This is a genomic window from Streptomyces sp. GQFP (assembly GCF_021545335.1).
GTDB lineage: Bacteria > Actinomycetota > Actinomycetes > Streptomycetales > Streptomycetaceae > Streptomyces.
This window is the reverse complement of sequence record NZ_CP089312.1, coordinates 1,348,394-1,371,491: the sequence shown is the minus strand read 5'-3', so window position 1 is coordinate 1,371,491 and position 23,098 is coordinate 1,348,394. Positions and strand designations below refer to the sequence as shown.

The window sequence follows — 23,098 nt, the reverse complement described above, 5'->3', positions numbered from 1 at the left end:
GAGGGGCGGGGCGGTATGGGTCGTGCGGGGGAGGGGCGTCGCGCAGGGGTCAGCAGGCGGTCGCCGGGGTGATCTTCCGGACGTCGGCGGTGCGGAGTACGAGGGGTTTGGTGGTGTCGCCCGTGGTGGGGAGGAGGGTGACGTTCGCGGGGGTGTAGGAGACGAGCTGTCCGCAGAAATCCCCTGTGGCGGTGGCGACTTTGACGAGGTCGGCGGCGGGGTCCTCGGTCCGGGTCCAGGAGACGCCTAGGGCGGCGGCTACGAGGGTCATGCCGAGGGTGAAGGCGATCATGCTCAGGTACAACGCCTGGCGCACCCGCCGGATCTCGGTGAGGGTCCATTTCCGCAGCGACTGCCCGCCGAGATGGAGCACTTCGCCGGGCTTGCCGAAGGAGGCGCGCACAGCGATCAGCGAACCCACCACGAGGAGCAGGAAGGCCGAACCGAGCAGCACGGTCGCGACGGTCTGCCAGGGCGAGGGGAGCTTGGACAGGTCGTCGCGGCCCTTGAGTACGGCGAGGACCGTGACGAGCGCCGTGAGCCCGATCAGCCCGTTGCGCCAGCCCTCCGCCTGCTTGCGCAATTGGTCGAGCTGACTGAACTGGAGTTCCCGGGCCAGCTCCTCCCAACGACGGTCCGCACCGGCGCTCAAGGCTTGAACTTCCACTGGGCGCCGCAGCCCTCGAAGAGGGTGTTCTCCGGCTGCCCGGAGTGCGCGAAGCCGCATTCGCAGAAGAACGTCTCGGTTGCCTTGAGAGCGGCCTGTTCCGCGAGGGACGGCACCTTGTCCTTGGACCAGGGGAACAGGCCCTTCGTGCCCGCGATCCCCAGGGGGAACGTGGTGGAGGTGCCGCCGTCGCAGCGGGGGCAGACGCCGGTGACGGTGATTCCGTCGGTGTCGGCGGTGACCTGGAAGAGGTCGTCGACCCGCCCGACGTCGACCTGGGCGTATTCCAGGTTCTGCTGGTGGGGAGGGGTGCTCAAGTTGCTTGCTCCTGGGGTGCGTTCGAGGCGTCGGCGGCTTCGGTCTCGGCGACGTCCAGCTGGAACATGGCCGCGTAGACGCGCAGGCGCTCCGTCACCCAGGCGCTGTCGGTGTCCAGTTCGCGGGCCAGGGATGCGACCTGGGCTGCGGAGACGGTGCCGTGGAGGGCCGGTTCCTGGCCGTTGAGGCCCTCGCTGAGGAGGACGAGATCCTGCCAGAGGGGGAGGGTGTCCGGGGCGTCGGGGACGTCGAGGACGACGCCGAGGGGTTCGTAGCGGCTGAGTCGCTCGTGCACCCTCTGGACGGTCCGGCCGAGGCGGGCGGCTATGGCCACCAGCTCCAGGGGTCTGATGGGGGAGGAGGCCCGCGGTTGCTTGAGGGCCATGTACGCGGACAGGGCGAGGAGGTCGTGCTTGTCGGGTACGAGTCCGGTCACCGAGGCACGTTGTGCGTCGGTGAGTTCGGGGATCGGCGCGCCGAGGGCGCGGTACGGGGCGAGTTGGTCGAGTGCCTCGTCGATGGTGAGTTTGGCCTGGTGGCTGTATTCGGCGAGTCGGAACGGTGTGATGTCGTTCCAGACCGCCCGGAAGGGCTCGCCGGTTTCGATACCGCTCAACTCCGTCAATAGGGCGGAGCCACCGTCGCCCGGCGTGAGATCGAGGGCCGCAGGCGAAAGAGCCGGGGACTTCTTGCGGAGCTTGGGCCCGTGAGTGGTCAGCCGCCGCAGGGAGTCACCCAGCGACTCCCCCAGCTCGCCCGCCGCACAGACCAGAGTGGCCGCGGTCCAGGGGACACCGGGGTCGAGGCTGCTGATGAGGAGGGCGATGCGGTCGCGCGGGGAGAGGTCCAGCCAGTGGCGGAGGGGTTCGAGATCGTCGGGGACGCCCATGCCGAGCTCTTCCAGCCGCCGAAGACGGGACACGAAGGCGTCCCACGGCTCGTAGTCCAGGTCCGCGCCGAGGCCGGGCACTCTTCCCCCGGGGGCGTAGCACAGAGCCAGGACGTCGATGGGGATCGACTGGGTGGGCAACGGACTCCTGGTGCTCCCGTCGATCGTGAGCAGTTTCAGATCGCTCTCCTCCAACGGGCGGGCCTCGGCCGGCCCCGGGCTCAGGTCGGGCAGCCGCATTCCGGCCTGGGCGGCGAGATCTCCGACGGACTGCAGGAGGGCGTTGACCGTGATCTTGCGGCGTGCCGCCTCCGCCAGCAGGGACTGGAGGGTGGGCGTCCGCAGGTCTTTGGACGGGTCCCAGAACCGACTGAACATCTCCCACTGGTCCGAGCTGGGGGCGGCCGCCAACAATTGGTCCTCCGACGGCAGCCGATAGCCGAGGAACTCCCAGGGCCGCAGCTGTGCCAGGACCTCGGCGCTGGTGAGCGCGAGCCTCTCAGCCAGTCGGGCGATATGGACCGGCAGGACGTGTACCGGCAGCCCGTCGACGCTGTTGTGGCGCTCGTTCTCCGTCCAACCCGCCAACAGTTCGGCTTCCCTGGAGGTCGCGACATGAGCGGCGATGTCGGCGACCGGCACTTCGGGGACGGTCAGGCCGAGCGGTGCGTACTGGCGGCAGCGCTCCAGCAGCGCGCCGATGCTCTGACCGCTGTCGGCCGATATGGAGAACAACGCCCCCGCGGCGGGCTGCCATTGAGCCCTGCCGGGCTCCGCCCACTCGCGCATCCAGGTGAGCAACTCCAGGTCGACGCTCTCGGGAACGAAATCCAGGGCGGGCGTGTCGTCCGCCGCGACCGGGGGGATCTCCAGGCGGGGGCCGAGAATCGCGAAACGACGCAGGTCACGCAGAGCCTCGGCGAGGGTCCGGTCGTATGCGCGAGTGTAGGTGGCCAGGTCCCTGATGTCGCTGGTCATGTTGTCGAGGAGTTTGTTGTCGCCCGGGCGCGGTACGGGGTGCCCGGTGACGTTCTCGGGGAGCACGACCGTTCTGCCCACGTCGTCGACGAAGCGGATGCCCTGGTCGCGCAGGACCGCCAGGCGCCACGATTCGGTGAGGTCGGTGCCGCCGGGGGCAGAGGTTCCGGGCTCCGGCGGAAGGAGGCTGCCGTCATCCGGAAACCAGCCGACGGAGTCGAGACTGACGTCCGGCTGATGATGGGCGGAGATCCGCCGGACGGGCAGGGTGAGCCCGCTTCCGGCCAGCTCGGCGGCCACGGTCCTGGCCAGTGAGTCCTTGTCCTCCTCCAGACTCCACAGCCACTGGAGGTCCAGTCCTTCCCACCCGGCCAGGTCGGCCACGGCCCGGCGCACCTCCTCGGTGGCCCACTCCCGGTCCCAGCCCAGCAGACTGTTGCGGTTGACGCTGAGCTGCGGGGCGTGGGGGCCGGTCAGATTGATGACGTATCCGAAGGGTTCCTGCGAGGTGACGATGCCGTCGGCGAGCACCATGCCCGTGTTCGGCACCCACCACACGTGGCCTTGGGCGTCGAGCGGCGGGACGAACCTGGGTTCGTCCCGGGGGGCGGGGTGCCGCAGCTCTCCCGCCGGCCACACCACAGGTTCGCCGCCCTCTTCGCAGAGGACCAACTCATGCTCGTTCAGCCGTACTTGGTGTCTCAGCACATCCAGCGCCGACACCAACCCCTCGTTCCCCTCCGGCTCGCTCAGCATCAGCCGGACCAGAGTCCCCCCGTCCCGTATCGGATCACCCCCGTCCTTGTCCTCGTACCGCCGGATCCGGAACAGGCCGCTGCTGCTCGAAATGTCGACGATCAGGGCCTGTTGGGCGATCGAACCCTCGGCGTCCACCTCGCGGGTCACCAGGGTGACCTCGTCGGCGATCATGAAGTAGCTGAGTACGCCGATGCCGAACCGGCTGTACGGGTAGAGCTGCAGCTCGGGGGCCTCCTCCAGCCAGCGGGCCTGTTCCTGCCGGAACGCGCGGGTCTGGGAGAAGCGGCGGCCGGCCCGGCTGAACGTCTGCTCCAGCTGGGCCCGGCCCATACCGACGCCGTTGTCGCGGCACTCGATGTAGGCGCGGCCCGGGCGGCCGTCCACGGACGGTTCACGGCCCTGGGTGATACGGATCTCCGCGGTCCACTTGGAGGGGGCGCCGCCTTTGCGCCTCAGGTACTCCCACCTCAACTCGCGGTAGCGGCAGGCGTCGGCGGCGTTCTGGTACAACTCCCGTACGGCCAGGGACCGGTCGCCGTACAGCTGATGACCCATCAGCAGTTCGCGGATCTCGTCCTGGGCCAGTGCGAAGCGCAACAGCGGGGCGGAGTAGACGCGTTCCTCCGACTGCGGGCGCCGCGCGGGCAGCAGATCCCGGGTGGTGACCCGGCCCGGCAGCCGGTCGGGGAAGTCACCGCGCTGCTGTTCCCGGGCCGTGTGCAGGGCACGCAGAACGGTGTCCGCGCGCAGCGCGAGGTCGGTGAGGCCCTCGTGGAGCGCCGGGTGCGGGCACAGCATCTTCAGGTGCAGGTCGTTGCCCTCGTTGGCCCACTCCAGCTGATCGTGCAGGGTACGCACGACATCGGCCGGCCGGACCGGGTCGGCCACACCCACGTGATCGGGCAGGACATCGGGGAACTGCCGGATGTCGGCGGCGAGGAGACCGGCGAGCCGAACCAGCCCCAGCACGCTCCACAGCCGTACCGGGCACCGCTCCTCGGCGGTCGTGAGGGCCGTGGGCGCGTCCGCCAGGTAGGGGTTGTACGAGGCCAGATCGACGGGGTCGTCGGCCAGGAACCGGATGCTCTTCGCCAACAGCCAGCGAACCTCGTCGAGTTGCTCCTGGTGGTCCTGCCCCGGTCCGAGCAGCGCCCTGGCCAGGCGGCCGATCAGCTCCAGCCCGCCGGAGTCGGGCGCGTCGACCAACTGCTCGGCCACCCAACGGTGGGCCAGCCACGCGGCCAGCGCCCGGTGTGCCTCGCTCTCACCCCGTCGGCCGTGACCACGGGCCTTGCGCAGCAGCTGAGGGTGGCTCTCGTGCACGTACTGAAGCTCGTTGCGCATCTTGGAGCGGTTCTCGTCGTGGCGTACCGGATCCAGGTTCAACGGGTCCGCCTCGGAGAGCCTGCTGAGCTTGCGGGCCCACATGGCCTCCCGCAGGAACGGCAGGGCCACCAGCAGCCCGGTCTCGACCGGGGAACGGTCGGTGCCGCCGTGCAGCAGCTCCGGCATCACCCGGCGCACGGTCCGGGTGGGCAGCCCGGGGTCGTTCCACGGGTCGTCGAAGCGGCGCCGGTCCTTGAGGACGGAGACGGCGCATTCGCGCGCGAACTCGGCGATGCGCTCCCGCATGGGTGAGTCCGGGCCCTCCACACCCGGTCCGGAGATCCACAACGGGGCCTTCTCCACGTCCTCGCGCCAGCGCAGCGGGATCTCCGTGCCCTCGCACAGCTCAGGGAAGGCCGAGGCGGGCTCGTCCCCGGGCGCGTAGCTCACCTGGGGGTGTTGCTCGCCGGTGCGGCGCGCGTAGTCGGTGGTGCGCTCCTTGGCCTGGCGGAACACCGTTTCGAGGGTGCGCTGAGGGGCGTACGGGTCCAGGGCCTCGGCGAGTGCGCGGGTGAAGTGGCTTCCGGTGGCGTCGAATTGGCAGCGTTCCTCGCGATCGCAGCCGACCAGTAGCGCCAGCCGCTTCGACGGGGCGCGGACGGTGGTGGCGCCGAAGCCCGCCGAGTCGTCGTCGGGCGCGCTGTCACGGCATGCGTCCACGATGTAGACGACCGACTCCGCCTTGCATCCTGCCAGGTAGGACGTCATGTCGACGGGGAGGAGCGAGTCGAGCTGGGCCTTCGACCACTGCTGGCCGCGCGCGGGGGCGAGCGCGTCCCCGGGAACCAGGTAGTCGGTGTCTCCGACGTGCACTCCGTGCCCCGTGAAGTAGACGAGCAGCAGCTCGCACTCCTCCTGGGCCGCCCGCTCCAGCGCGGTGGTGATGTCGTTCCGCTCCACCTGCCCGTCGTCGCCCTGCCCGAGGGTGTGGACGGAGTAGCCCGACGCGGCGAGCTGTGTCCCCATCGCTTCGAGGTCCTGTGCCACCGGCTCCGTCAGGGAACCGAACCTCGACGCGGCACGCGGGGTGTCGCCCACTCCGATGAGAAGGGCGGATCGTCTGATCGTCACGCGGGGACGTTAGCGCGACTTCGGCGCGCTGTCAGGGCGTCCCCGGTGTCACCAACCCCGTCTCGTACGCGCAGATCACCGCCTGCACCCGGTCCCTGAGCCCCAGCTTGCTCAGCACGTTGCTCACATGCGTCTTGACGGTGTGTTCGCTCACGAACAGGGTCGTCGCGATCTCCGCGTTGGACAGGCCGCGGGCCAGTAGCCGCAGGGTCTCCTCCTCGCGGCCGGTGAGGATCTCCAGGCGCTGCGGAACGGGCTCGGCGGTGGCCTTCTCGCGGCGGCTGCGGACGATGTCGGCGACCAGGCGGCGCGTCACCGTGGGGGCCAGGAGGGAGTCGCCGGCCGCCACCACCCGCACCGCGTGGACCAGGTCGTCACGGCGTACGTCCTTCAGGAGGAAGCCGCTGGCGCCCGCGTACAGGGCCTCGTAGACGTACTCGTCGAGGTCGAAGGTGGTCAGCATCACGACCTTGCAGGTGGACTGCGCGCATACCCGGCGTGCCGCCTCCAGGCCGTCCATGCCGGGCATCCGGATGTCCAGGAGGACGACGTCGGGGGTGTGCCGGACCACCGCTGCGACGGCCGCTGCGCCGTCCCCGGCCTCCGCGACCACCTCGATGTCCTGCTGTGCCTCCAGGATCATACTGAAGCCGCTGCGGACGAGTTCCTGGTCGTCGGCGACCACCACCCGGATGCTCATCGCGTCACCCCGGGGCCGTCTGCCGGTCCGCGGCGGTCGGCAGGTGGACGACGACGCGGAAGCCGCCGCCCGGGCCGGGGCCCGCGGTCGCGCTGCCTCCGCAGGCGGCGGCCCGCTCCCGGATGCCGATCAGACCGTGGCCGCCCCCGTGCGCGTCCTGCTCCGGGCCCCGCCCGTCGTCCGTCACCGTCAGCTTCAACTCGTCCTCCCCCCAGTCGAGTTCGACCTGCGCGCTCGCAGCGTACGCGTGTTTCACCGTGTTGGTCAGGGCTTCCTGGACCACGCGGTAGGCGGCCACCTCCGTGTCCGGGTGGAGGGGGCGGGGGGTGCCTGTCGTGAGCAGTTCGGTGCGCAGAGCGGTGGAGTCCCGTACTTGTTGGATGAGGGTGGGCAGGGATGCGATGCCGGGTTGTGGGAGGTGGCGTCCGTTCCCGTTCCGGTTTCTCTTCTCTGCTTCCTCCTCCTTCAACACCCCGAGGATCAGCCGCAGTTGCCGCATCGCGTCCCGGCCGGCCCCGGCGATCGCGTCGAAGGCCGCCTCCGCGCGTTCCGGATCGCTGCGTACGACGACCGGTCCGGCCTCCGCCTGTACGACCATCAGGCTCACCGCGTGGGCGAGGATGTCGTGCATGTCGCGGGCGATCCGGGCCCGTTCCTGGGCCAGGGCGCGAGCGGTGTCGGCGGCTCTCTCCCGCTCCAGCCGGCGGGCGCGGTCCTCCACGGCGGCGGTGTAGGCGCGTTGTACGCGGGTCAGCACCCCGAGGCCGTACGCGCAGCCCAGGCTGGTCAGATGGAAGGCGTACTCGAAGGGAAGAGCGTTCTCCTTGTGCTGCATGACCAGGATGCCGCCGGTCACCCAGCCCACGAGCATGGCCCGGCGCTGCCAGGGCGGGGCCTGGGAGGCCATGGTGAACAGGACCACGAGGCCGGCGTACTCCACGTCGGGCGGCGGCGCGTGGTAGACGGCCATCGCCGGAGTGGCCACCGAGACCGCGCAGGCGCACACGAAGGGGGCTCGGCGGCGCCATACCAGGGGGAGTGCGGTGGCTGCGGCAAGGAGCCAGCCCTGCCAGGTGAGTTGGTCGTCGCCCTCGTCTGGGAACATCCACTGGAGGGAGGCGGCGAAGAGGACCAGTGCCGCCAGGGCGGCATCGACGGCGTAGGGGTTCGCTGTTCGTAGGCGGGCCAGGGCTGTTGAGGTCCAGGTGGGTGGGGGCATGTGCGGCTCCTTCGGGGCAAGGGGCCGGTTCAGTATTGCGAGGGGTGTGCTGCCGCGTCCTCACCGGTGCGGGGGATTTTGGCTGCGGGTGCGTTGTGGCTTGTCGCGCAGTTCCCCGCGCCCCTATCGGGGGGCTTCGCCCCCTCCTCAAGGGCGCCAGCCCAGGGCTCGGGAGATGCCTCTTGCCGCCAGTCTTACCGCCGGGACCAACACCGGTACCTGGGCGTCTGATTGAGGGACCACGATTGATACCGCTGCCACCACCCCGCCGGTCTGTCCGCGTACCGGGGCCGCCACCGACAGGGCGTCGTCGGTGACTTGGCGGCTGCTGACCGCTACGCCTGTGCGGCGGACCTCGGCCAGGACTCGGCGGAGTTTGGTCGGGTCGGTGATCGTGTGGGGGGTGAAGGCGGTCAACGGGCCCTCGCAGTAGGTCTGTTGGAAGTCAGGGTCGCTGTGGGCGAGGAGGGCGAGGCCGACGCCTGTGGCATGGAGCGGCCAGCGGGCGCCTACCCGGATGTGGACGCCGACCGCCGAACGGCCCGACAGCCACTCGATGTAGACGACCTCGCCGCCGTCCTGTACCGCCAACTGCACGTTCTCGTGCGTCGCTTCGTACAGGTCCTCCAGATACGGCAGTGCGATCTGGCGCAGCGCCAGCCCGCGTGGGGCGAGTGCCGCGACCTCCCACAGGCGGAGGCCGACGTGGTAGACGCCGGCCTCGTCCCGCTCCAGGGCGCCCCAGTCGGTGAGGGCGCCCACGAGGCGGTGGGTGGTGGTGAGGGTCAGCCCGGCCCGTCGGCTGATGTCCGTGAGGGACAGCGCGGGGTGCTCGTGGTCGAAGGCGCTGAGCACGGACAGCAGCCGGTCGGGCGCGGAGCGGGTGGTCATGGGCGGGCTGCTCCCCGTGCTACGTCGTACGGGCGGGGGTACTCCGTCGGGCGGTAGGTGACGTAGCGCCCCGCTGTGGTCGGATCCGCCTGCTCCGCGCGGGAGTTGAGGGCGGTCGCCGACGTGTCCCAGTGGCCCGTGTCCAGGCGGTCCTCCAGGGCGTGTACGGCGGCGACGGTCTCGCCGGTGGTGAACGTGCAGTGTCCGGGGCCGTCGACATGGGCCTGGCTCAGCAGGCGGCGGCCGACGCGGTCGGCGAGCGCCACGCAGGAGGCGATGGTCACGGCCGTGACGACCTGTGGCCTGCTGTACCCGTTGCCGGTGGCGTTGGTGTGACGCGGCGCAACTCCCTGGTGCCGGATGAGCGGGTTGGCTGCACGGGGTGCTCCCTGATGCCGATGCCGTGGGGGGACGTCACCGGTGTGGGGACCGAACCGGTGCCCGGTGAAGTTAGGCATCAGTTGTGTGGCAGTCAATAACTTGCACAACATCAGTTCCTCGTCGCCGGTCTCGTGTCAGCCGAGCCCGTCCTCCGCGATCCGCTGGAGCAGGGCGTGCAGGGAGTCGCGTTCGGACTGGTCGAGTGGGCCGAGCAGGTCGTTGGTCACGCGCTGGCCGGCCTCGTCGGTGTCCCGGAGGAAGGCGCGGCCGTTCCCGGTCAGGACGACGATCCGGCTGCGGCGGTCGTCGGGGGAGGGGCGGCGTTCGGCGAAGCCGAGCTTCTCCAGGTCGTCGACCAGGCCGACGATCGCGGACGGGTCGTAGCCGAGGCGTGCGCTCAGCTCGCGCTGGAGGGTGCCCTCGGCAGTGCTCAGGAAGCGCAGCACCGCGTAGTGACGCAGACGCAGGCCGGACTCCTGGAGGAAGGAGTTGAAGAGCTGACCCGAGCGCAGGCCGAGGCGGTAGAGCAGATAGCCGGTGTCCCCGTGCAGCCCGCGCATCCACGGCTCCTGCGCGTCGATCGAGGCGGGGTTCTGGACGTCCTGCTGGCGTGCGATGGCGGGCTCCCTCGTCGAGGCCCCCGGGCGGGGCGGTCTTCGTGTCCTGATCCGTGTGCTGATTTCAGCATGACGCACATGTCTGATGGCAACAACTATTGACGTCAACAATTATTGCTCCTAACTTCGATCTCGAAGCCGCACCCCATGTGAAGGGACCACCTCGTGCCCAGCATCGATCTGACCGGCAAGGTCGCCGTCGTCACCGGCAGTGGCCGTGGCCTCGGCCTCGCCTACGCACACGCCCTCGCCGCCGCAGGCGCCTCCGTGGTCGTCAACGACATCGACGAGAACGTGGCCGAGCAGGCCGTGAAGTCCATCACCGCGGCGGGCGGCACCGCCGTCGCCGAGGTGGTTCCGGTCGGTACGACCGAGGCCGCCGAGCGGCTCGTGAACCGCGCGGTCGAGGAGTTCGGCCGGCTGGACATCCTGGTCACCAACGCGGGCATCCTGCGCGACAAGGTGCTGTGGAAGATGACCGACGACGACTTCGACGCGGTGATCACCACCCACCTCAAGGGCACCTTCACCTGCGCCCGCGCCGCCGCCGTACGCATGCGCGAGCAGGGCGAGGGCGGCACGCTGATCCTGGTCGGCTCCCCGGCCGGCCAGCGCGGCAACTTCGGCCAGACGAACTACGCCGCCGCCAAGGCCGGCATCGCCGCCTTCGCCCGTACCTGGTCGATGGAGCTGGGCCGCGCGAACATCACCGTCAACGCGATCGTGCCGGTGGCCGCCACCGCCATGACCGAGACGATTCCTGCCTTCGCGCCCTACATCGAGGCGCTGAAGAACGGCGAGCCGTTCCCGGCCTTCCTCCGCAAGGGCGAGGGCTTCGGCACCCCCGAGGACTGCGCCGCCCTCGTCCCCTTCCTCGCCTCCGAGGCCGCCCGGGGCATCACCGGCCAGGCCATCGGCATCGGCGGCGACAAGGTGGCACTCTGGTCGCATCCGCAGGAGATCAAGACCGCGTACGCCGACGGCGGCTGGACCCCCGAGGCCCTGGCCGACGCCTGGCCCACCTCGGTCGGTGCCGAACTCCAGTCGGTGGGCATCCCCGCCCCCAAGTTCCCGGAGGCGTAACCATGGCGAACCTCAATGTCGAGGAACTCGTCGCGATCGACGTCCACACCCACGCCGAGATCTCCTCCAAGGGCACCTCGTCCCTGGACGACGACCTCCACGACGCCTCGTCGGCCTACTTCAAGGTCGAGGGCAAGCGGAAGCCGACCCTGGAGGAGACCGCCGCGTACTACCGCGAGCGGAAGATGGCCGCCGTCATCTTCACGGTCGACGCCGAGTCCGCGACCGGCACCGAGCCCGTCCCGAACGAGGAGGTCGCCGAGGCCGCCGCGGCCAACCCGGACGTGCTGATCCCCTTCGCCTCCATCGATCCCTTCCGGGGCCGGGCGGGCGTCAAGCAGGCCCGGCGGCTGGTCGAGGAGTACGGGGTCAGGGGCTTCAAGTTCCACCCCAGCATCCAGGGCTTCTTCCCCAACGACCGCTCGGTGGCGTACGAGCTGTACGAGGTGATCGAGGAGACCGGCACGATCGCCCTCTTCCACACCGGCCAGACGGGCATCGGGGCCGGAGTCCCCGGCGGCGGCGGAATCCGCCTGAAGTACAGCAACCCGCTGCACGTGGACGACGTGTCCGCGGACTTCCCGGAGATGAAGATCATCCTGGCGCACCCCTCCTTCCCCTGGCAGGACGAGGCGCTCGCCGTCGCCACGCACAAGCCGGGTGTGCACATCGACCTCTCCGGCTGGTCGCCGAAGTACTTCCCGCCGCAGCTGGTGCAGTACGCCAACACCCTGCTCAAGGACAAGGTCCTCTTCGGCTCGGACTACCCGGTGCTCACCCCGGACCGCTGGCTCGCCGACTTCGAGAAGCTGCCGATCAAGGACGAGGTCAGGCCGAAGATCCTCAAGGAGAACGCGGCCCGCCTGCTAGGCCTCACCAAGCCGTAGTCATAGCCATAGCCGTAGCCATGGCTCCGTAACTCGTAACTCGTATCTCGTAGAGGGGCGCAACGATGCGCAACGAGGGACTGGGGTCTTGGCCCGCCCGCCGGGCCCGCAAGACCCCCCAACGCACCGCCCTGATCCACGGCGACACCACGCTCAGCTACGCACAGCTGTACGAGCGCACCACCCGCCTCGCACACGCCCTGCGCGAGCGGGGTGTGCGCCGCGGTGACCGGATCGCCTATCTGGGCCCGAACCACCCCTCCTACCTGGAGACACTGTTCGCGGCGGGCACGCTCGGCGCGGTCTTCGTACCGCTCAACACCCGCCTCGCCGGGCCGGAGATCGCCTACCAGCTCGCCGACTCCGGTGCCAAGGCCCTCGTCTACGGCCCCTCGCACGCCGGTCTCGTCGCCGGACTGCCGGGCAACACGGACGTGCGTACGTATGTCGAGGTCGGCGCCGAGTACGAGGCGGCGCTCGCCGGGGCCTCCGTCGAGCCGATCGACGCGCCCGTCACCGCCGACGACACCTGCATCATCATGTACACCTCGGGCACGACGGGCCGGCCCAAGGGCGCCATGCTCACGCACGGCAACCTGACCTGGAACGCCGTCAACGTCCTGGTCGACCAGGACGTCATCACCGACGAACGCGCCCTGGTCTCCGCCCCGTTGTTCCACACGGCCGGGCTGAACATGCTCACCCTGCCCGTGCTGCTCAAGGGCGGACTCTGCGTCCTGGTCGAGTCCTTCGTCCCGGAGGACACCTTCGACCTGATCGAACGGCACCGGATCACCTTCATGTTCGGCGTGCCGACGATGTTCGACCAGATCGCCCGGCATCCGCGCTGGGCCGACGCCGACCTGTCCTCGCTGCGCATGCTGTCCTGCGGCGGCTCGCCGGTGCCGACGCCCCTCATCGCCAGGTTCCAGGAGCGCGGGCTCACCTTCCTCCAGGGCTACGGCATGACCGAGGCCTCGCCCGGGACCCTGTTCCTGGACGCCGAGCACGCCGTCAGCAAGGCCGGTTCGGCGGGCGTACCGCACTTCTTCAGCGATGTCCGGGTGGTACGGCCGGACCTGGCTCTCGCGGAGGTCGGCGAGACCGGCGAGATCGTGGTCCGGGGGCCGCACGTCATGCCGGGCTACTGGGGGCTGCCCGAGGAGACGGCCGCCTCCTTCACGGACGGCTGGTTCCGCAGCGGGGACGCCGCCCGGATCGACGAGGACGGATACGTCTTCATCGTCGACCGCATCAAGGACATGATCATCTCGGGCGGGGAGAACATCTACCCCGCCGAGATCGAGGACCTGCTCCTGGCCCACCCCGACATCGTCGAGTGCGCGGTCATCGGCGTCGCCGACGAGAAGTGGGGCGAGGTGCCGCGCGCGGTCGTCGTGCTCCGCGAGGGCGCGGCCCTGGACGCGGACGAGGTACTGGCCTCACTGTCCGGGCGGCTCGCCAAGTACAAGATCCCGAAGTCGGTCGTCCTCGCGGACGAACTCCCCCGCACCGCCTCCGGAAAACTCCTCAAGTCCCGGGTGCGCAAGGCATACGGCGCGGGTGCCCCGTAAAGGGGCGCGGGGAACTGCGCGACCAGCCCCCACCGGCCCGCGGCTTCAACACTGCGCTTCCACCGCAGCATCAACTCTCAGTTAAGGAACGCAACATGAGCATCACCGTCAACGGCATCGACGAACTCAAGAAGCTCGCCGGCAGCGACCTCGGCACCAGCGAGTGGATCGAGGTCACCCAGGAGCGCATCAACACCTTTGCCGATGCCACCGGCGACCACCAGTGGATCCACGTCGACCCGGAGAAGGCCGCCGAGGGCCCCTTCGGCGCCCCGATCGCCCACGGATACCTGACCCTCTCCCTCTTCATCCCGCTCTTCACCGAGCTGCTGGACGTCCAGGGAGTGACGACGAAGGTCAACTACGGCCTCAACAAGGTGCGTTTCCCCTCGCCCGTGAAGGTCGGCTCGAAGATCCGCCTGGTCGGCAGGCTGGCCGGCGTCGAGGACGTGCCGGGCGGGGTGCAGATCACCGTCGACGGCACGATCGAGATCGAGGGTGCCCCGAAGCCGGCGGCGGTGCTGCAGAGCCTGTCCCGTTTCTACGCCTGAGCATCACGGACCGGCACCAGATCGAGAAGGCGTTCCGAGGCGTCCTGGGCGAGCGGTGTGAGCCGTTCGTACACCGTCCGGAACGTCTTCTCGGCCGGTTCCGCCGGCCAGCCGTCCGGGAGGTGCTTCACCGGGAGGCGCGGATCGCGGCGGATGATCCCCAGCCACTCGGCCTGGAGGACCAGGCGCAGGGAGAGGGCGTCGTCCGCCGCCGGCAGCTCCGTCTCCCAGGGCTGCCACCGCCGTACGAACGCCTCGTAGCGCGCGGCCAGTTCGGACAGTTCCCAGGTCTCCTCGATCATCGCGCCGATGTCCATGCCCGAGTCCGCGTGCGCCCGGAACACCTTCACATGGGCGGACAGGCCGAGTTCGGCCACCAGGGCGGCGACGTCGACCTCACCCGGCGCGATCCACAGGCCGTTGAACAGCGGGCCGAAGCCGCTCCACGTCAACTGCGAGCGCAGATCGTGACGTTGACGCTGCCAGGACTCCGGGAGGGAGAAGCCGAGCAGCGTCCAGGTGCCGTCCCACTGCCGGTTGACCGCGCCGGTGTGCCAGACGCGCCGCTCACCGTCGCCCAGCACGTCCGCCGAACGCCCGGTCAGCCCGAAGTACATCCGGCGCCCCTCGCGTTGTCGGCGCAGCAGACCCCGGCTCACCATCCGGGTCAGTGTCGAGCGGGTCGCCTGCTCTCCGACGCCCGCCCGCGCGAACACGTCGATGACGCTGCCCGAGTAGACACAGACGTCACGCCCGAGCACCTGATCGCCCAGGAACGTCAGCATCAGGGACTGCGGCCGCAGCGACTCTTCGGTGGTCACGCGGCCAACGGTACGCCCCGGCGATCAGTACGTCAGCCCGTGACCTGCTGGTACGAGTACACGGTGGTCGCCAGTGCGCAGATGCCGGGCTGGATCACCTCGGCGCGCAGGGTGCCGCTGTTCACGTCGTAGTCGACGCCCTCCGCCTCGTACGCCGTCCCCGTGCAACTGCTGCGCTGCGGGAGGGCGAACAGGCTGGTCACATGGCCCGTGACCGGCTGTCCGTCCACCGCGCGTTCCAGGTCGACCTGGAGCAGCGGGCGGCTCTCCGGGAACAGGGTGCCCGAGTCGTCGTCCGAGGCGCAGAGCAGCCGGGTCGCGGTGACGAAGTCGCAGCCCTGGATGTCCCGCACCGTCTTGTCCAGGGTGATCTGCCCGGCTTCCGCCAGCGCGCCGCCCGTGGCGGGGGTGGACGCGTTGAGGAGCGGGGCCGGGAACACCTGGAGGCGGCCCTGGTCGCCCCACTCGCCCGAGACCAGCCACTGGCCGTCGGGCGAGACGGTGGCGAAGGAGTTGTTCAGCTTCTCGCCCGAGTTGAGCGCGTGCACGTACTGGTATCTCTGCCCGGCCGGGGTGGTGACCGCGAACATCTTGGACGTGGCCGTGTCCGAGCCCTGGTAGGCGTCGAACACGTACCCGTTCGCGATGTCCGGGTCACCGATGTGGTTCCAGCCGGCGATCCGCAGGTCCAGCGGGATGGAGGTGAGCCCGCGGTACAGGAGCGTGCCGTCCGCACGGGACGCCAGCCCCTGACCGCTGCCGAGGGTGTCGACCTGGGCCGAACCCGTCTCCGCCCACTGCGCGTCGGTGGCGGACGCCATGCCACCGCCGCCGAGCGCGAACGCCCCCGAGAGACCTAATAACGTTGCCAGGGACAGGAGTTGACGCTTCATCAGATCAGCCGCCTACGACGTCGACGAACACCGGGTTGGAATAGAACCACGTATCGGCCCACGGGTCACCGTTTCCGGGCTCGTGCGGGATCGGGCCGTGCGGGTCGACCGAGGCGCCGAGGTAACCGGCGCCGTGCCGGTTGCCGTCGCTGCCGCGCAGCCGGACGTAGAACGACTCGTCGCCTGCGGTCAGCGGCACGCGCAGGGTGTACGTCCCCGTGCGGCCCGACACGTCCTTCGACTTGACGACCTTGGTGTCCGGAGCCTGCCAGGTGTCCCGGTCGGCCACCGGACCGCGCACCGCGCCCCGGATCACGTCCACGTGCGCCAACTCCGGCAGGATTCCCTGGGGGTTGAGCCGCGAGGCGCTGGTCACGGTGATGTTCAGCGTGAGCTTCTCGCCCCTGCGGACCCGGAGCCGACCGCCCAGCGTGACACCCCGGCCGAACTCGCAGTCACGGGTCAGCCGGACGTCGAGCCCGTCGAGCAGATGACCGTGGTCCAGCCAGACCCGGCCCGCGCGCATGCCCTGCATCACGGCACGGTAGCCGTAGCCCGTGACGCCGACGTGGGTGCGGCTGAACTGGCCGGGCCAGAAGTCGCTGCCGGGCTGCGGGGTGTCGGTGTTCACCGGGTCGGGCAGCCTGCCGGTGTTGTCGAAGTTCTGCCCGGCCGGCCAGTCGCCGTTCTTCCAGGTGTCGAAGACGATCCGGTGCGCGTCGGAGTTCGTGGTGATCGAGAACAGGCTGCCTTCGGCCAGCATTGAGTCCCACAGACCGCCGACCGTCGCGGTCGCCCAGTCGAAACCGCCGTACGTCAGATACCCGGCCGCCGGATAGCCCGCCCAGGACTGCGCCGACGGCTTGTTCTCGTACTCGCCGCGGATCGAGGTCGTCCCGCGCCAGCCGGGGATGGCCGCGCCCTGGGCGCCGGGTGCGCCCTCCATGCCGATCATGACCTCGGGCGCCGCGTCCCGCCAGTTGCGCATCTCGTGCGGGGAGTCGATGCCCAGGCGCATCGGGTGGTTGGCGAGGACCAGCACGTCGTCGACGTATCCGGTGCGGCGCTGCTCGGCCAGCCACTTGATCGCCTTGACGGCGTGCGCCTCGTTGCGGGCGGTGTCCGTGGCACCCGTCGAGCCCTCGGTGTAGCCGAGGAGCTTGCCGTCGTAGGCGCTCTCGAACTTGGTGAGCAGATCGACCTCGTGCTTGCCGGGCGGGGAGAAGACCGTGCAGTGCTCGGCGCCCGGGATGTACCACTCCAGGCCCTGGAAGATCAGCTGGCGCGGGTTCTCCTTCCGCGCCTTGAGGATCTCGGCGTGTTCCAGCGGGGCGCCGTACTGGGCGTGCCCGAAGTTGGAGTGCTCGGTGAACACCATCCAGTCGAGGCCGAACTTCTCACCGGCGGCGGCCAGTTGGGAGAACGTGTACTTGGCGTCGTGGCTGTACACGGTGTGGATGTGATGGTCGCCGACAAGATAGGCGAGCCGAGGGTCGCTGCCACCCAGCCGGTGCGGGCCGGCGGCAGCGGCGGCGGGCGTCGCCAGCGACCCGGCGGCGAAGGCGGCACCGAACAGGCCCGCCCGGTGCAGGAGTTGACGCCGGGAGACGCCCTGGGCGTCAAGACCGGCGGGGGAGACGGAGGGGTCGGCCCAGGCAGGCAGTTGCTGCTCTGTCATGGTCGTGAGAGTCCCTTGGAGTCTAGGAAAACTAGGGGTGTCAGTGGTTCATGAACGAGCTGACGGGCAGCGCCCGTTCGACGATCCGTACGTCACCGAGGCGCGCGTGCAGGATCTGGTCGATCTTCCCCGCGTACTCGTAGCCGCCGAGCAGCCAGGGGAGCCCGACCGAGGTGATGCCGATGGAGGTCGCCTTCGGGTTGCGGACGACCGGGCAGCCCTGGACGTACAGCGTGGTGTGCCTGCCGTCGTTGACGACCGCGAGGTGCCACCAGGTCTCCAGCGGAGTCTCCTGGCCCCAGTTGGTGGCGATGCCCTGCTGGTTGAGGGGGCGCATGGCCCACTGCGGCTCGCGGTCGTTGGAGAGGGAGAGGGTGGCCAGGGGCTCGTCCGGGTCGTCGGCGGTCTTGCCCGCGGCGCCGCCCGTACCGGTACGGCTGACCACTCCGGCCCAGGCGTGGTGGTCGGGGTCCCAGTCGGCGGGGAGGCGGTAGAACGCCTCGATGGTGTAACCGGCCTTGAACGTCGCCGAGTTGAGGGGCGCGCCGTCGACCGTCCGCAGATAGGCGCCCTTCAGCGGTGACTTGAAGCCGTTGAAGTCCAGGCTGCCGTGTCCGGGCTGGTCCGGGTGGTGGTCGCTGGACCAGTTCAGGGTGGCGCCCCCGACCGTCACCAGCTGGAGGTCGTTGCCACGCCCGGACTGGTCGCGGACCGTCCCGGTGAGGGCGGCCCCGTCGGTCTGTCCGTCGAAGCGCCAGTAGGCCACCGTGCCCGGGATCACCATCTTCGACGCGGGCCGGGCGGGACGCGCGGGCACCGGGGCGAACCCGGCGAAGCGCTCCGTGAAGTCGATGTCGACGGAGAACCGGTCGGCGTCGCCGCTGAGTTCGATCTCCTGGCGCTCCAGCTCGTTGAGGCCCTTCGCGGCCCGGCCCAGGATCCACGGGGAGACCGTCTCCACGTCGATGGTGTTCCGGTCGAGGTCGAAACGGTAGAGGCGGATCATCGCCGCGCCGCCGAAGTACCGGTTCTGATAGTTCGTCAGATGCAGCTCGACGTTATGTCCGGCCGCGTTCTTGCGCGTTGCCCGACCGGCGGGCCAGTAGTGCCCGTTGAGGGTGAGGAAGATCTGGTCGTGGTCGGCGATCAGCTTGTCCCACAGCTCCTGCCCGTACGCCGACAGGGAGTCGTCCTCGACGACCAGCTCGTGCGTCGTGAGGACGACGGGCAGGGTCGGGTGCTTCGCCAGGACGTCCTTCGCCCACGCGTAGCCCTTGTCCGACAGCCGCCAGTCCAGTGCGAGGACCAGCCATTCCCGCCCGGCCGCCTTGAACACGTGGAAGGTGTTGTAGCCGTCGGCCGAGGCCCCGCCGAAGGTGCGCTTCCCCTTGAACCGGTCAGGACCGAACACGTCGAGGTACGGGGAGGCGCCCCGCTGGTCGGTGGTGGAGGACTTCACGTCGTGGTTGCCCGCGAGGACGCTGTAGCCGACGCCCTTCCGGTCCAGGAGCCGGAACGCCTCGCCGATCGCGGCGACCTCCGGCGCGGCACCGTTCTGGGTGAGGTCGCCCAGGTGGGACAGGAACACGATGTTCTCGTCCCGCCCGTGCTCCAGCAGATAGCGCAGCGATGCCTCGACGGGCGCCTTGTCGATGCTCGGCCCGTCGAAGAGGTACTGGGTGTCGGGCATCACGGCGAGCGTGAACCGACGGCTCTGCGTGTCGGGCCGCCACGACGACGAGGACGCGGATGCCGCCTTCTCCGTCACGGCCTCGGCGGCCGTCGGCAGGGCGACGGACGTGGTCGCCGCCGCCCCGATCAGCGCGGTCGCCCGCAGGAAACTACGCCGGCCGGCGCCCGCCTGGGGTGCTTCCAGGGCAGGCTCGTGCCCGGACTCGTGCGAGGTGCACACAACTGACTCCGTAAGTGGTTCTGTGAGGTGAGGGGGAGTGCGTGGGGGGAGTTACAGCGTGCGAAGAGTCCAGGCCCAGCGGTGGGTGCCCGGCTGTACGAGATAGGAGGGGAAGGTGTCGGGGCCGCACGACGCCGTGCCGAGCCCCCGGTGTGCCGCGTCGATGTGCACCACACAGCCGGGCCGGGGCCTCAGCTGGTCGTGGTGGGTGGCGGCGGCCAGGTCCCCGGCGCGGAACCGGGTCACGGAGACCTGGCGCGGCCGGTCCAGCACGACCGAGAGACCGGTGGCGTCCGGCGCCGACAGCCTGAACTGTCGTACACTGTGCCGTCCGCCGCTCTCCTGCGGCCGCAGATAAGGGGTGAACAGGGAGTCCACGGGAGCCGAGTGATGCCCGACGGGCGCTCCGGCGGCGCGGTCCGGGTAGGACTCCCAGGGGCCCTGCCCGTACCACTCCAGCAGGTCGAGCCCGGACACCGTCTCGAACACGGAACCGACCCGCGCCACATCGGCGTAGGCGTCCGGCAGTTCGGCGGTCTCCTCGACGCGGATGCCGCCCTGGACCGGAGTGAACACCTGCTCGTGGCGGATGACGCCCGCGTTCCCGGCGTACTCGGCGAGCACGGTCACCCGGCCGCCGTCGCGCCGCACGTCCACGGCCTTGCGTACGAGGGAGTCGAGGCCCCAGTCCTGCCAGCGGGCCGCCATGCCGCCCAGCTCGTCGTTGTCGGTCGGGGCCCGCCACAGGGACAGCGCGGGCGCCGACGTCAGCAGCGGGTGGACCAGCAGTCCGTCGCCGTCGACCTTGACGGGCGGTCCCGCGACCGCCCGCTCCGGTGCCTCCGGGGCGGCCCGCAGCAGCAGCTGGGGCACGCAGACCTCGGTGCCGCGCGGGGCCCACGGCTCGTCGTCGGCCGTCGTCACCCGCAGGGTCAGCCAGGCCTCGCCGCCGTCCGCCGGCAGCTCGAAGGGCAGCGGTACGGCCGCCGTCTCGCCCGGTCGCAGATCCGGCAGTTCGGCGGGCGCGGTCAGCGTACGGCCGTCCGCGAGCGTCAGTTCCCAGGTGGCCGTGAGCCAGTCCAGGCCCCGGAAGCACTGGTGGTTGGAAAGCACAAGCCCCTCGTGCCGGAACGCCTCCAGGCGCACCGGAGCCGCGATCTCCCGGTGCTCGTACATGACCGGCTTGGGCGTGCGGTCGGGGAAGACGACACCGTCGGCGATGAACGCGCCGTCGTGGATCGTCTCGCCGAAGTCGCCGCCGTACGCCCAGCGCAGGCCGGGGGCGGCGACACCGTTGTCATAGAGCCCGGCGCCCGTGCGTCCGAGTGGTCTGCCGCTGTTCACGCACTGGAGAATGCCGTGGTCCCAGAACTCCCAGATGAACCCGCCCTGAAGCCCCGGCGTTGACTCGATGGCGGCCCAGTGGTCGGCGAGCGTGCCGTTGCTGTTGCCCATGGCGTGCGAGTACTCGCACTGGACGAGCGGCTTGGTCTGCTCACCGGACAGGGCGTGCGCGACACAGTCCTCCAGCGGCGCGTACATCGGACAGGCGATGTCGGACGCCACGGCCGGATCGGCCCAGCCCGTCTTGGCCGCGCCCTCGTACTGGAGGGGCCGGGTCGGGTCGTGACGGCGCAGCCAGCCCGCCGCCGCGTCGTGGTTGGCGCCGTAGTCGGACTCGTTCCCGAGCGACCAGATGATGATCGACGGGTGGTTCTTGTCCCGCAGGACCATCCGCGAGACACGGTCCACGAAGGCGTTCAGATAGCGCGGATCGTCCGCGATCTCGTGCGCGTGGTCGTGCGACTCGATGTCCGCCTCGTCGACCACGTAGAAACCGAGTTCGTCCGCGAGGTCGTACAGCGTCGGGTCGTTCGGGTAGTGCGCGGTGCGGATCGCGTTGAACCCGAACCGCTTCAGCAGCACGAGATCGGCGCGCATGTCGTCGTACGACACGGTCCGCCCGGTCAGCGGATGGAAGTCGTGCCGGTTGACGCCCCGGATGTAGATCCGCTCGCCGTTGACCAGCAGGTCCCGCCCGACGATCTCGACGTCCCGGAAACCGATCCGCCGGTACGAGGTGTCGGCGACCGTTCCGTCGGCGCGGTGCAGCCGGACGGTCAGGCCGTACAGCTCGGGCGTCTCGGCGGTCCACGTGCGTACGTCGGGCACCCGGGCGCACATCCGGGGCTCGCCGAGGAAGTCGGAGACCCGGTCGTCCTCGGCGTTGAACCGGTCGAACTCGGCGTCCTGCGTGAGGAGTTGACCGTCGATCTCGCCGCTGACGTACCAGCCCCCGGGCAGCGCGCCGCCCGCGTCCCGCACCCGGCAGTCCACCCGCAGCTCACCGGAGGCGGGGGCACGCACGGTGATGTCCGCGAGGTGCAGCGGGTCGGTCGCGTACAGCAGCACCGAGCGCGTGATGCCGCCGTGCCACCACTGGTCCTGGTCCTCGATGTGGGTGGCGTCGGACCACTTGACCACCGTCAGCCGTACGGTCGCCGAGCCGCCCGGCCAGACGACGTCGGACAGGTCGAACTCGGCCGCCACATGGGAGTCCTTGGAGATCCCGACCGGCCGCCCGTCGACGTGCACGAGCAGCACGCTCTCGGCGGCGCCGACCTGGAGCACGATCCGCAGGCCCGCCCACTCGGCCGGGACGTCGAACTCACGCTCGTACACGCCCGTCGGGTTGGCGTCCGGAGACGCGGGCGGGAAGTCGCCCCACGGCATCTGGACGTTGGTGTACCAGGGCAGGTCGTCGGTGTCCTGGAGGGTCCAGGCGCCGGGGACTTGGGCCGAGGACCAGTCGTCGCCGACCTCGGCCGTCGGTGTCGGGAGGAGCTGGAAACGCCAGTCGCCGTCCAGGGAGGTCGCCCCGGCACGCCGGTCGACGGCGTTCATGGGGAGCCGCCCCCAGGAGGTCACCTCGGGTGACTCCCAGGGGCGCAGGGCCAGCAGCGGATCGTCTGTCATCCGCGGACCGCTCCCTTCGCGAGGTCGCCGATGATCTGCTTGGCGCCGATGGCGAACACGATCAGCAGCGGGACGAGGGCGAGCAGCGCGCCGGTCATCACGATGCCGTAGTCGGTGGTGCCGTGGGTGCCGTTGAGCTGGGACAGCGCGACCTGGAGAGTCACGTTGTCGGGGTTGGTAAGGGCGATCAGGGGCCAGGCGAAGTCGTTCCACTGGCCCATGAAGGTGAAGATGCCGAGGAAGGCGAGGCCGGGGCGGACCACCGGCAGCGCCACATGCCAGTACTGGCGCAGGAAGTTGGCGCCGTCCAGCTTGGCGGCGTCGAGCAGCTCGTCGTGGATGGCCGTCTTCATGTACTGACGCATCCAGAAGATGCCGAAGGCGTTGGCCGCGGCCGGCACGATCAGCGCGGTCATCGAGCCGATCCAGCCGATCTTCGCCATGACGACGAACTGCGGGATGACCGACAGCTGCGCCGGGACCATGAAGATCACCATGAGCAGCCCGAACAGCAGCCCCTTGCCCGGGAATTCGAACTTGGCGAAGACGAACGCCGCGAGGGAGTCGAAGAGCAGGACCAGGAAGGTCACCGCCGTCGCGACGAGCAGCGAGTTCCACATCGACCCGAAGAAGTCGATGGCGTCGAAGAGATTGCGGACGTTCTCCAGGAAGTGCGTGCCCGGCAGCAGCTTCGGCGGGTACGAGAAGATCTCCGACGAACTGTGCGTCGACATGATCACGGCCCAGTAGAACGGGAAGGCCGAGATCAGCGTGCCGACGATCAGCGGGAGGTGCAGCGCGAGCCCTCTGCGGCGGGACCCCTTGATGAATGCCATTTGCGGGCCCT

General features: G+C 70.0%; 17 protein-coding genes and 1 pseudogene. 4 read left to right on the top strand and 14 right to left on the bottom strand.

The annotated features are described in order from the left end of the window. Positions 1-49: 49 nt before the first annotated feature. From LUX31_RS06040 to LUX31_RS06005, 8 genes and pseudogenes are all read right to left on the bottom strand, one after another. Positions 50-652 carry a hypothetical protein gene (locus LUX31_RS06040; protein ID WP_235473684.1) on the bottom strand — a complete coding sequence of 201 codons (603 nt, stop codon included), beginning with the start codon at positions 650-652 and terminating at the stop codon, positions 50-52. Beyond that, complete coding sequence (locus tag LUX31_RS06035) at positions 649-984, bottom strand: hypothetical protein (protein ID WP_235473682.1); 336 nt, start codon at positions 982-984, stop codon at positions 649-651. The genes LUX31_RS06040 and LUX31_RS06035 overlap by 4 nt, the downstream gene beginning before the upstream one ends. Next, on the bottom strand, positions 981-6,068 hold the full coding sequence (locus tag LUX31_RS06030) for a wHTH domain-containing protein (RefSeq protein ID WP_235473681.1): 5,088 nt from the start codon (positions 6,066-6,068) through the stop codon (positions 981-983). The genes LUX31_RS06035 and LUX31_RS06030 overlap by 4 nt, the downstream gene beginning before the upstream one ends. Positions 6,069-6,099: 31 nt before the next feature. Then, positions 6,100-6,768, bottom strand: a complete 669-nt coding sequence (locus tag LUX31_RS06025; RefSeq protein WP_235473680.1) for a response regulator — start codon at positions 6,766-6,768, stop codon at positions 6,100-6,102. 4 nt (positions 6,769-6,772) lie between these two features. Next, the gene (locus LUX31_RS06020) at positions 6,773-7,987 is read right to left on the bottom strand and encodes a sensor histidine kinase (RefSeq protein WP_235473678.1); all 1,215 of its coding nucleotides are present in this window, start codon (positions 7,985-7,987) and stop codon (positions 6,773-6,775) included. A gap of 147 nt (positions 7,988-8,134) precedes the next feature. Then, positions 8,135-8,878 carry an IclR family transcriptional regulator gene (locus LUX31_RS06015; RefSeq protein WP_235473677.1) on the bottom strand — a complete coding sequence of 248 codons (744 nt, stop codon included), beginning with the start codon at positions 8,876-8,878 and terminating at the stop codon, positions 8,135-8,137. Further along, positions 8,875-9,204: pseudogene (locus LUX31_RS06010) on the bottom strand (hypothetical protein); the annotation flags it as partial. The pseudogene LUX31_RS06010 and the gene LUX31_RS06015, both read right to left, overlap by 4 nt. A 189-nt stretch (positions 9,205-9,393) precedes the next feature. After that, positions 9,394-9,819 carry a MarR family winged helix-turn-helix transcriptional regulator gene (locus LUX31_RS06005; RefSeq protein ID WP_235473675.1) on the bottom strand — a complete coding sequence of 142 codons (426 nt, stop codon included), beginning with the start codon at positions 9,817-9,819 and terminating at the stop codon, positions 9,394-9,396. Between the two features lie 222 nt (positions 9,820-10,041). On the opposite strand from LUX31_RS06005, the gene LUX31_RS06000 reads away from it, so the two are divergent. The 4 genes from LUX31_RS06000 (at position 10,042) to LUX31_RS05985 (ending at position 13,971) form a co-directional block, all read left to right on the top strand. After that, positions 10,042-10,959 carry an SDR family NAD(P)-dependent oxidoreductase gene (locus LUX31_RS06000; protein WP_328285640.1) on the top strand — a complete coding sequence of 306 codons (918 nt, stop codon included), beginning with the start codon at positions 10,042-10,044 and terminating at the stop codon, positions 10,957-10,959. 2 nt (positions 10,960-10,961) lie between these two features. Beyond that, entirely contained in the window at positions 10,962-11,846 is an 885-nt protein-coding gene (locus LUX31_RS05995; protein WP_235473674.1) for an amidohydrolase family protein, read from the top strand. Positions 11,847-11,911: 65 nt separating this feature from the next. Then, entirely contained in the window at positions 11,912-13,420 is a 1,509-nt protein-coding gene (gene menE, locus LUX31_RS05990) for an o-succinylbenzoate--CoA ligase (protein WP_235473673.1), read from the top strand. 95 nt (positions 13,421-13,515) lie between these two features. Beyond that, positions 13,516-13,971, top strand: a complete 456-nt coding sequence (locus LUX31_RS05985; RefSeq protein WP_235473671.1) for a MaoC family dehydratase — start codon at positions 13,516-13,518, stop codon at positions 13,969-13,971. On the opposite strand, the gene LUX31_RS05980 is transcribed toward LUX31_RS05985, so the two are convergent. The 6 genes from LUX31_RS05980 to LUX31_RS05955 are packed head-to-tail and all read right to left on the bottom strand — an operon-like array spanning position 13,962 to position 23,087. Further along, positions 13,962-14,792, bottom strand: coding sequence for a PaaX family transcriptional regulator (locus LUX31_RS05980; RefSeq protein WP_235473670.1), 831 nt, complete (start codon positions 14,790-14,792; stop codon positions 13,962-13,964). The two genes, LUX31_RS05985 and LUX31_RS05980, sit on opposite strands and share 10 nt — an antisense overlap. A gap of 32 nt (positions 14,793-14,824) precedes the next feature. Next, positions 14,825-15,685 carry a hypothetical protein gene (locus LUX31_RS05975; RefSeq protein WP_235473668.1) on the bottom strand — a complete coding sequence of 287 codons (861 nt, stop codon included), beginning with the start codon at positions 15,683-15,685 and terminating at the stop codon, positions 14,825-14,827. A gap of 4 nt (positions 15,686-15,689) precedes the next feature. Beyond that, positions 15,690-17,363, bottom strand: coding sequence for a PHP domain-containing protein (locus LUX31_RS05970; RefSeq protein WP_235473667.1), 1,674 nt, complete (start codon positions 17,361-17,363; stop codon positions 15,690-15,692). 40 nt (positions 17,364-17,403) lie between these two features. Beyond that, the gene (locus LUX31_RS05965) at positions 17,404-19,275 is read right to left on the bottom strand and encodes a LamG-like jellyroll fold domain-containing protein (RefSeq protein ID WP_235473665.1); all 1,872 of its coding nucleotides are present in this window, start codon (positions 19,273-19,275) and stop codon (positions 17,404-17,406) included. A 51-nt stretch (positions 19,276-19,326) separates the two neighbouring features. Further along, positions 19,327-22,251 (bottom strand): glycoside hydrolase family 2 TIM barrel-domain containing protein, encoded by a 2,925-nt coding sequence (locus tag LUX31_RS05960; RefSeq protein ID WP_235473664.1) that lies wholly within the window; start codon positions 22,249-22,251, stop codon positions 19,327-19,329. Next, positions 22,248-23,087, bottom strand: coding sequence for a carbohydrate ABC transporter permease (locus LUX31_RS05955; RefSeq protein WP_235473662.1), 840 nt, complete (start codon positions 23,085-23,087; stop codon positions 22,248-22,250). Before LUX31_RS05955 ends, LUX31_RS05960 begins: the two co-directional genes overlap by 4 nt. Positions 23,088-23,098 lie beyond the last annotated feature (11 nt).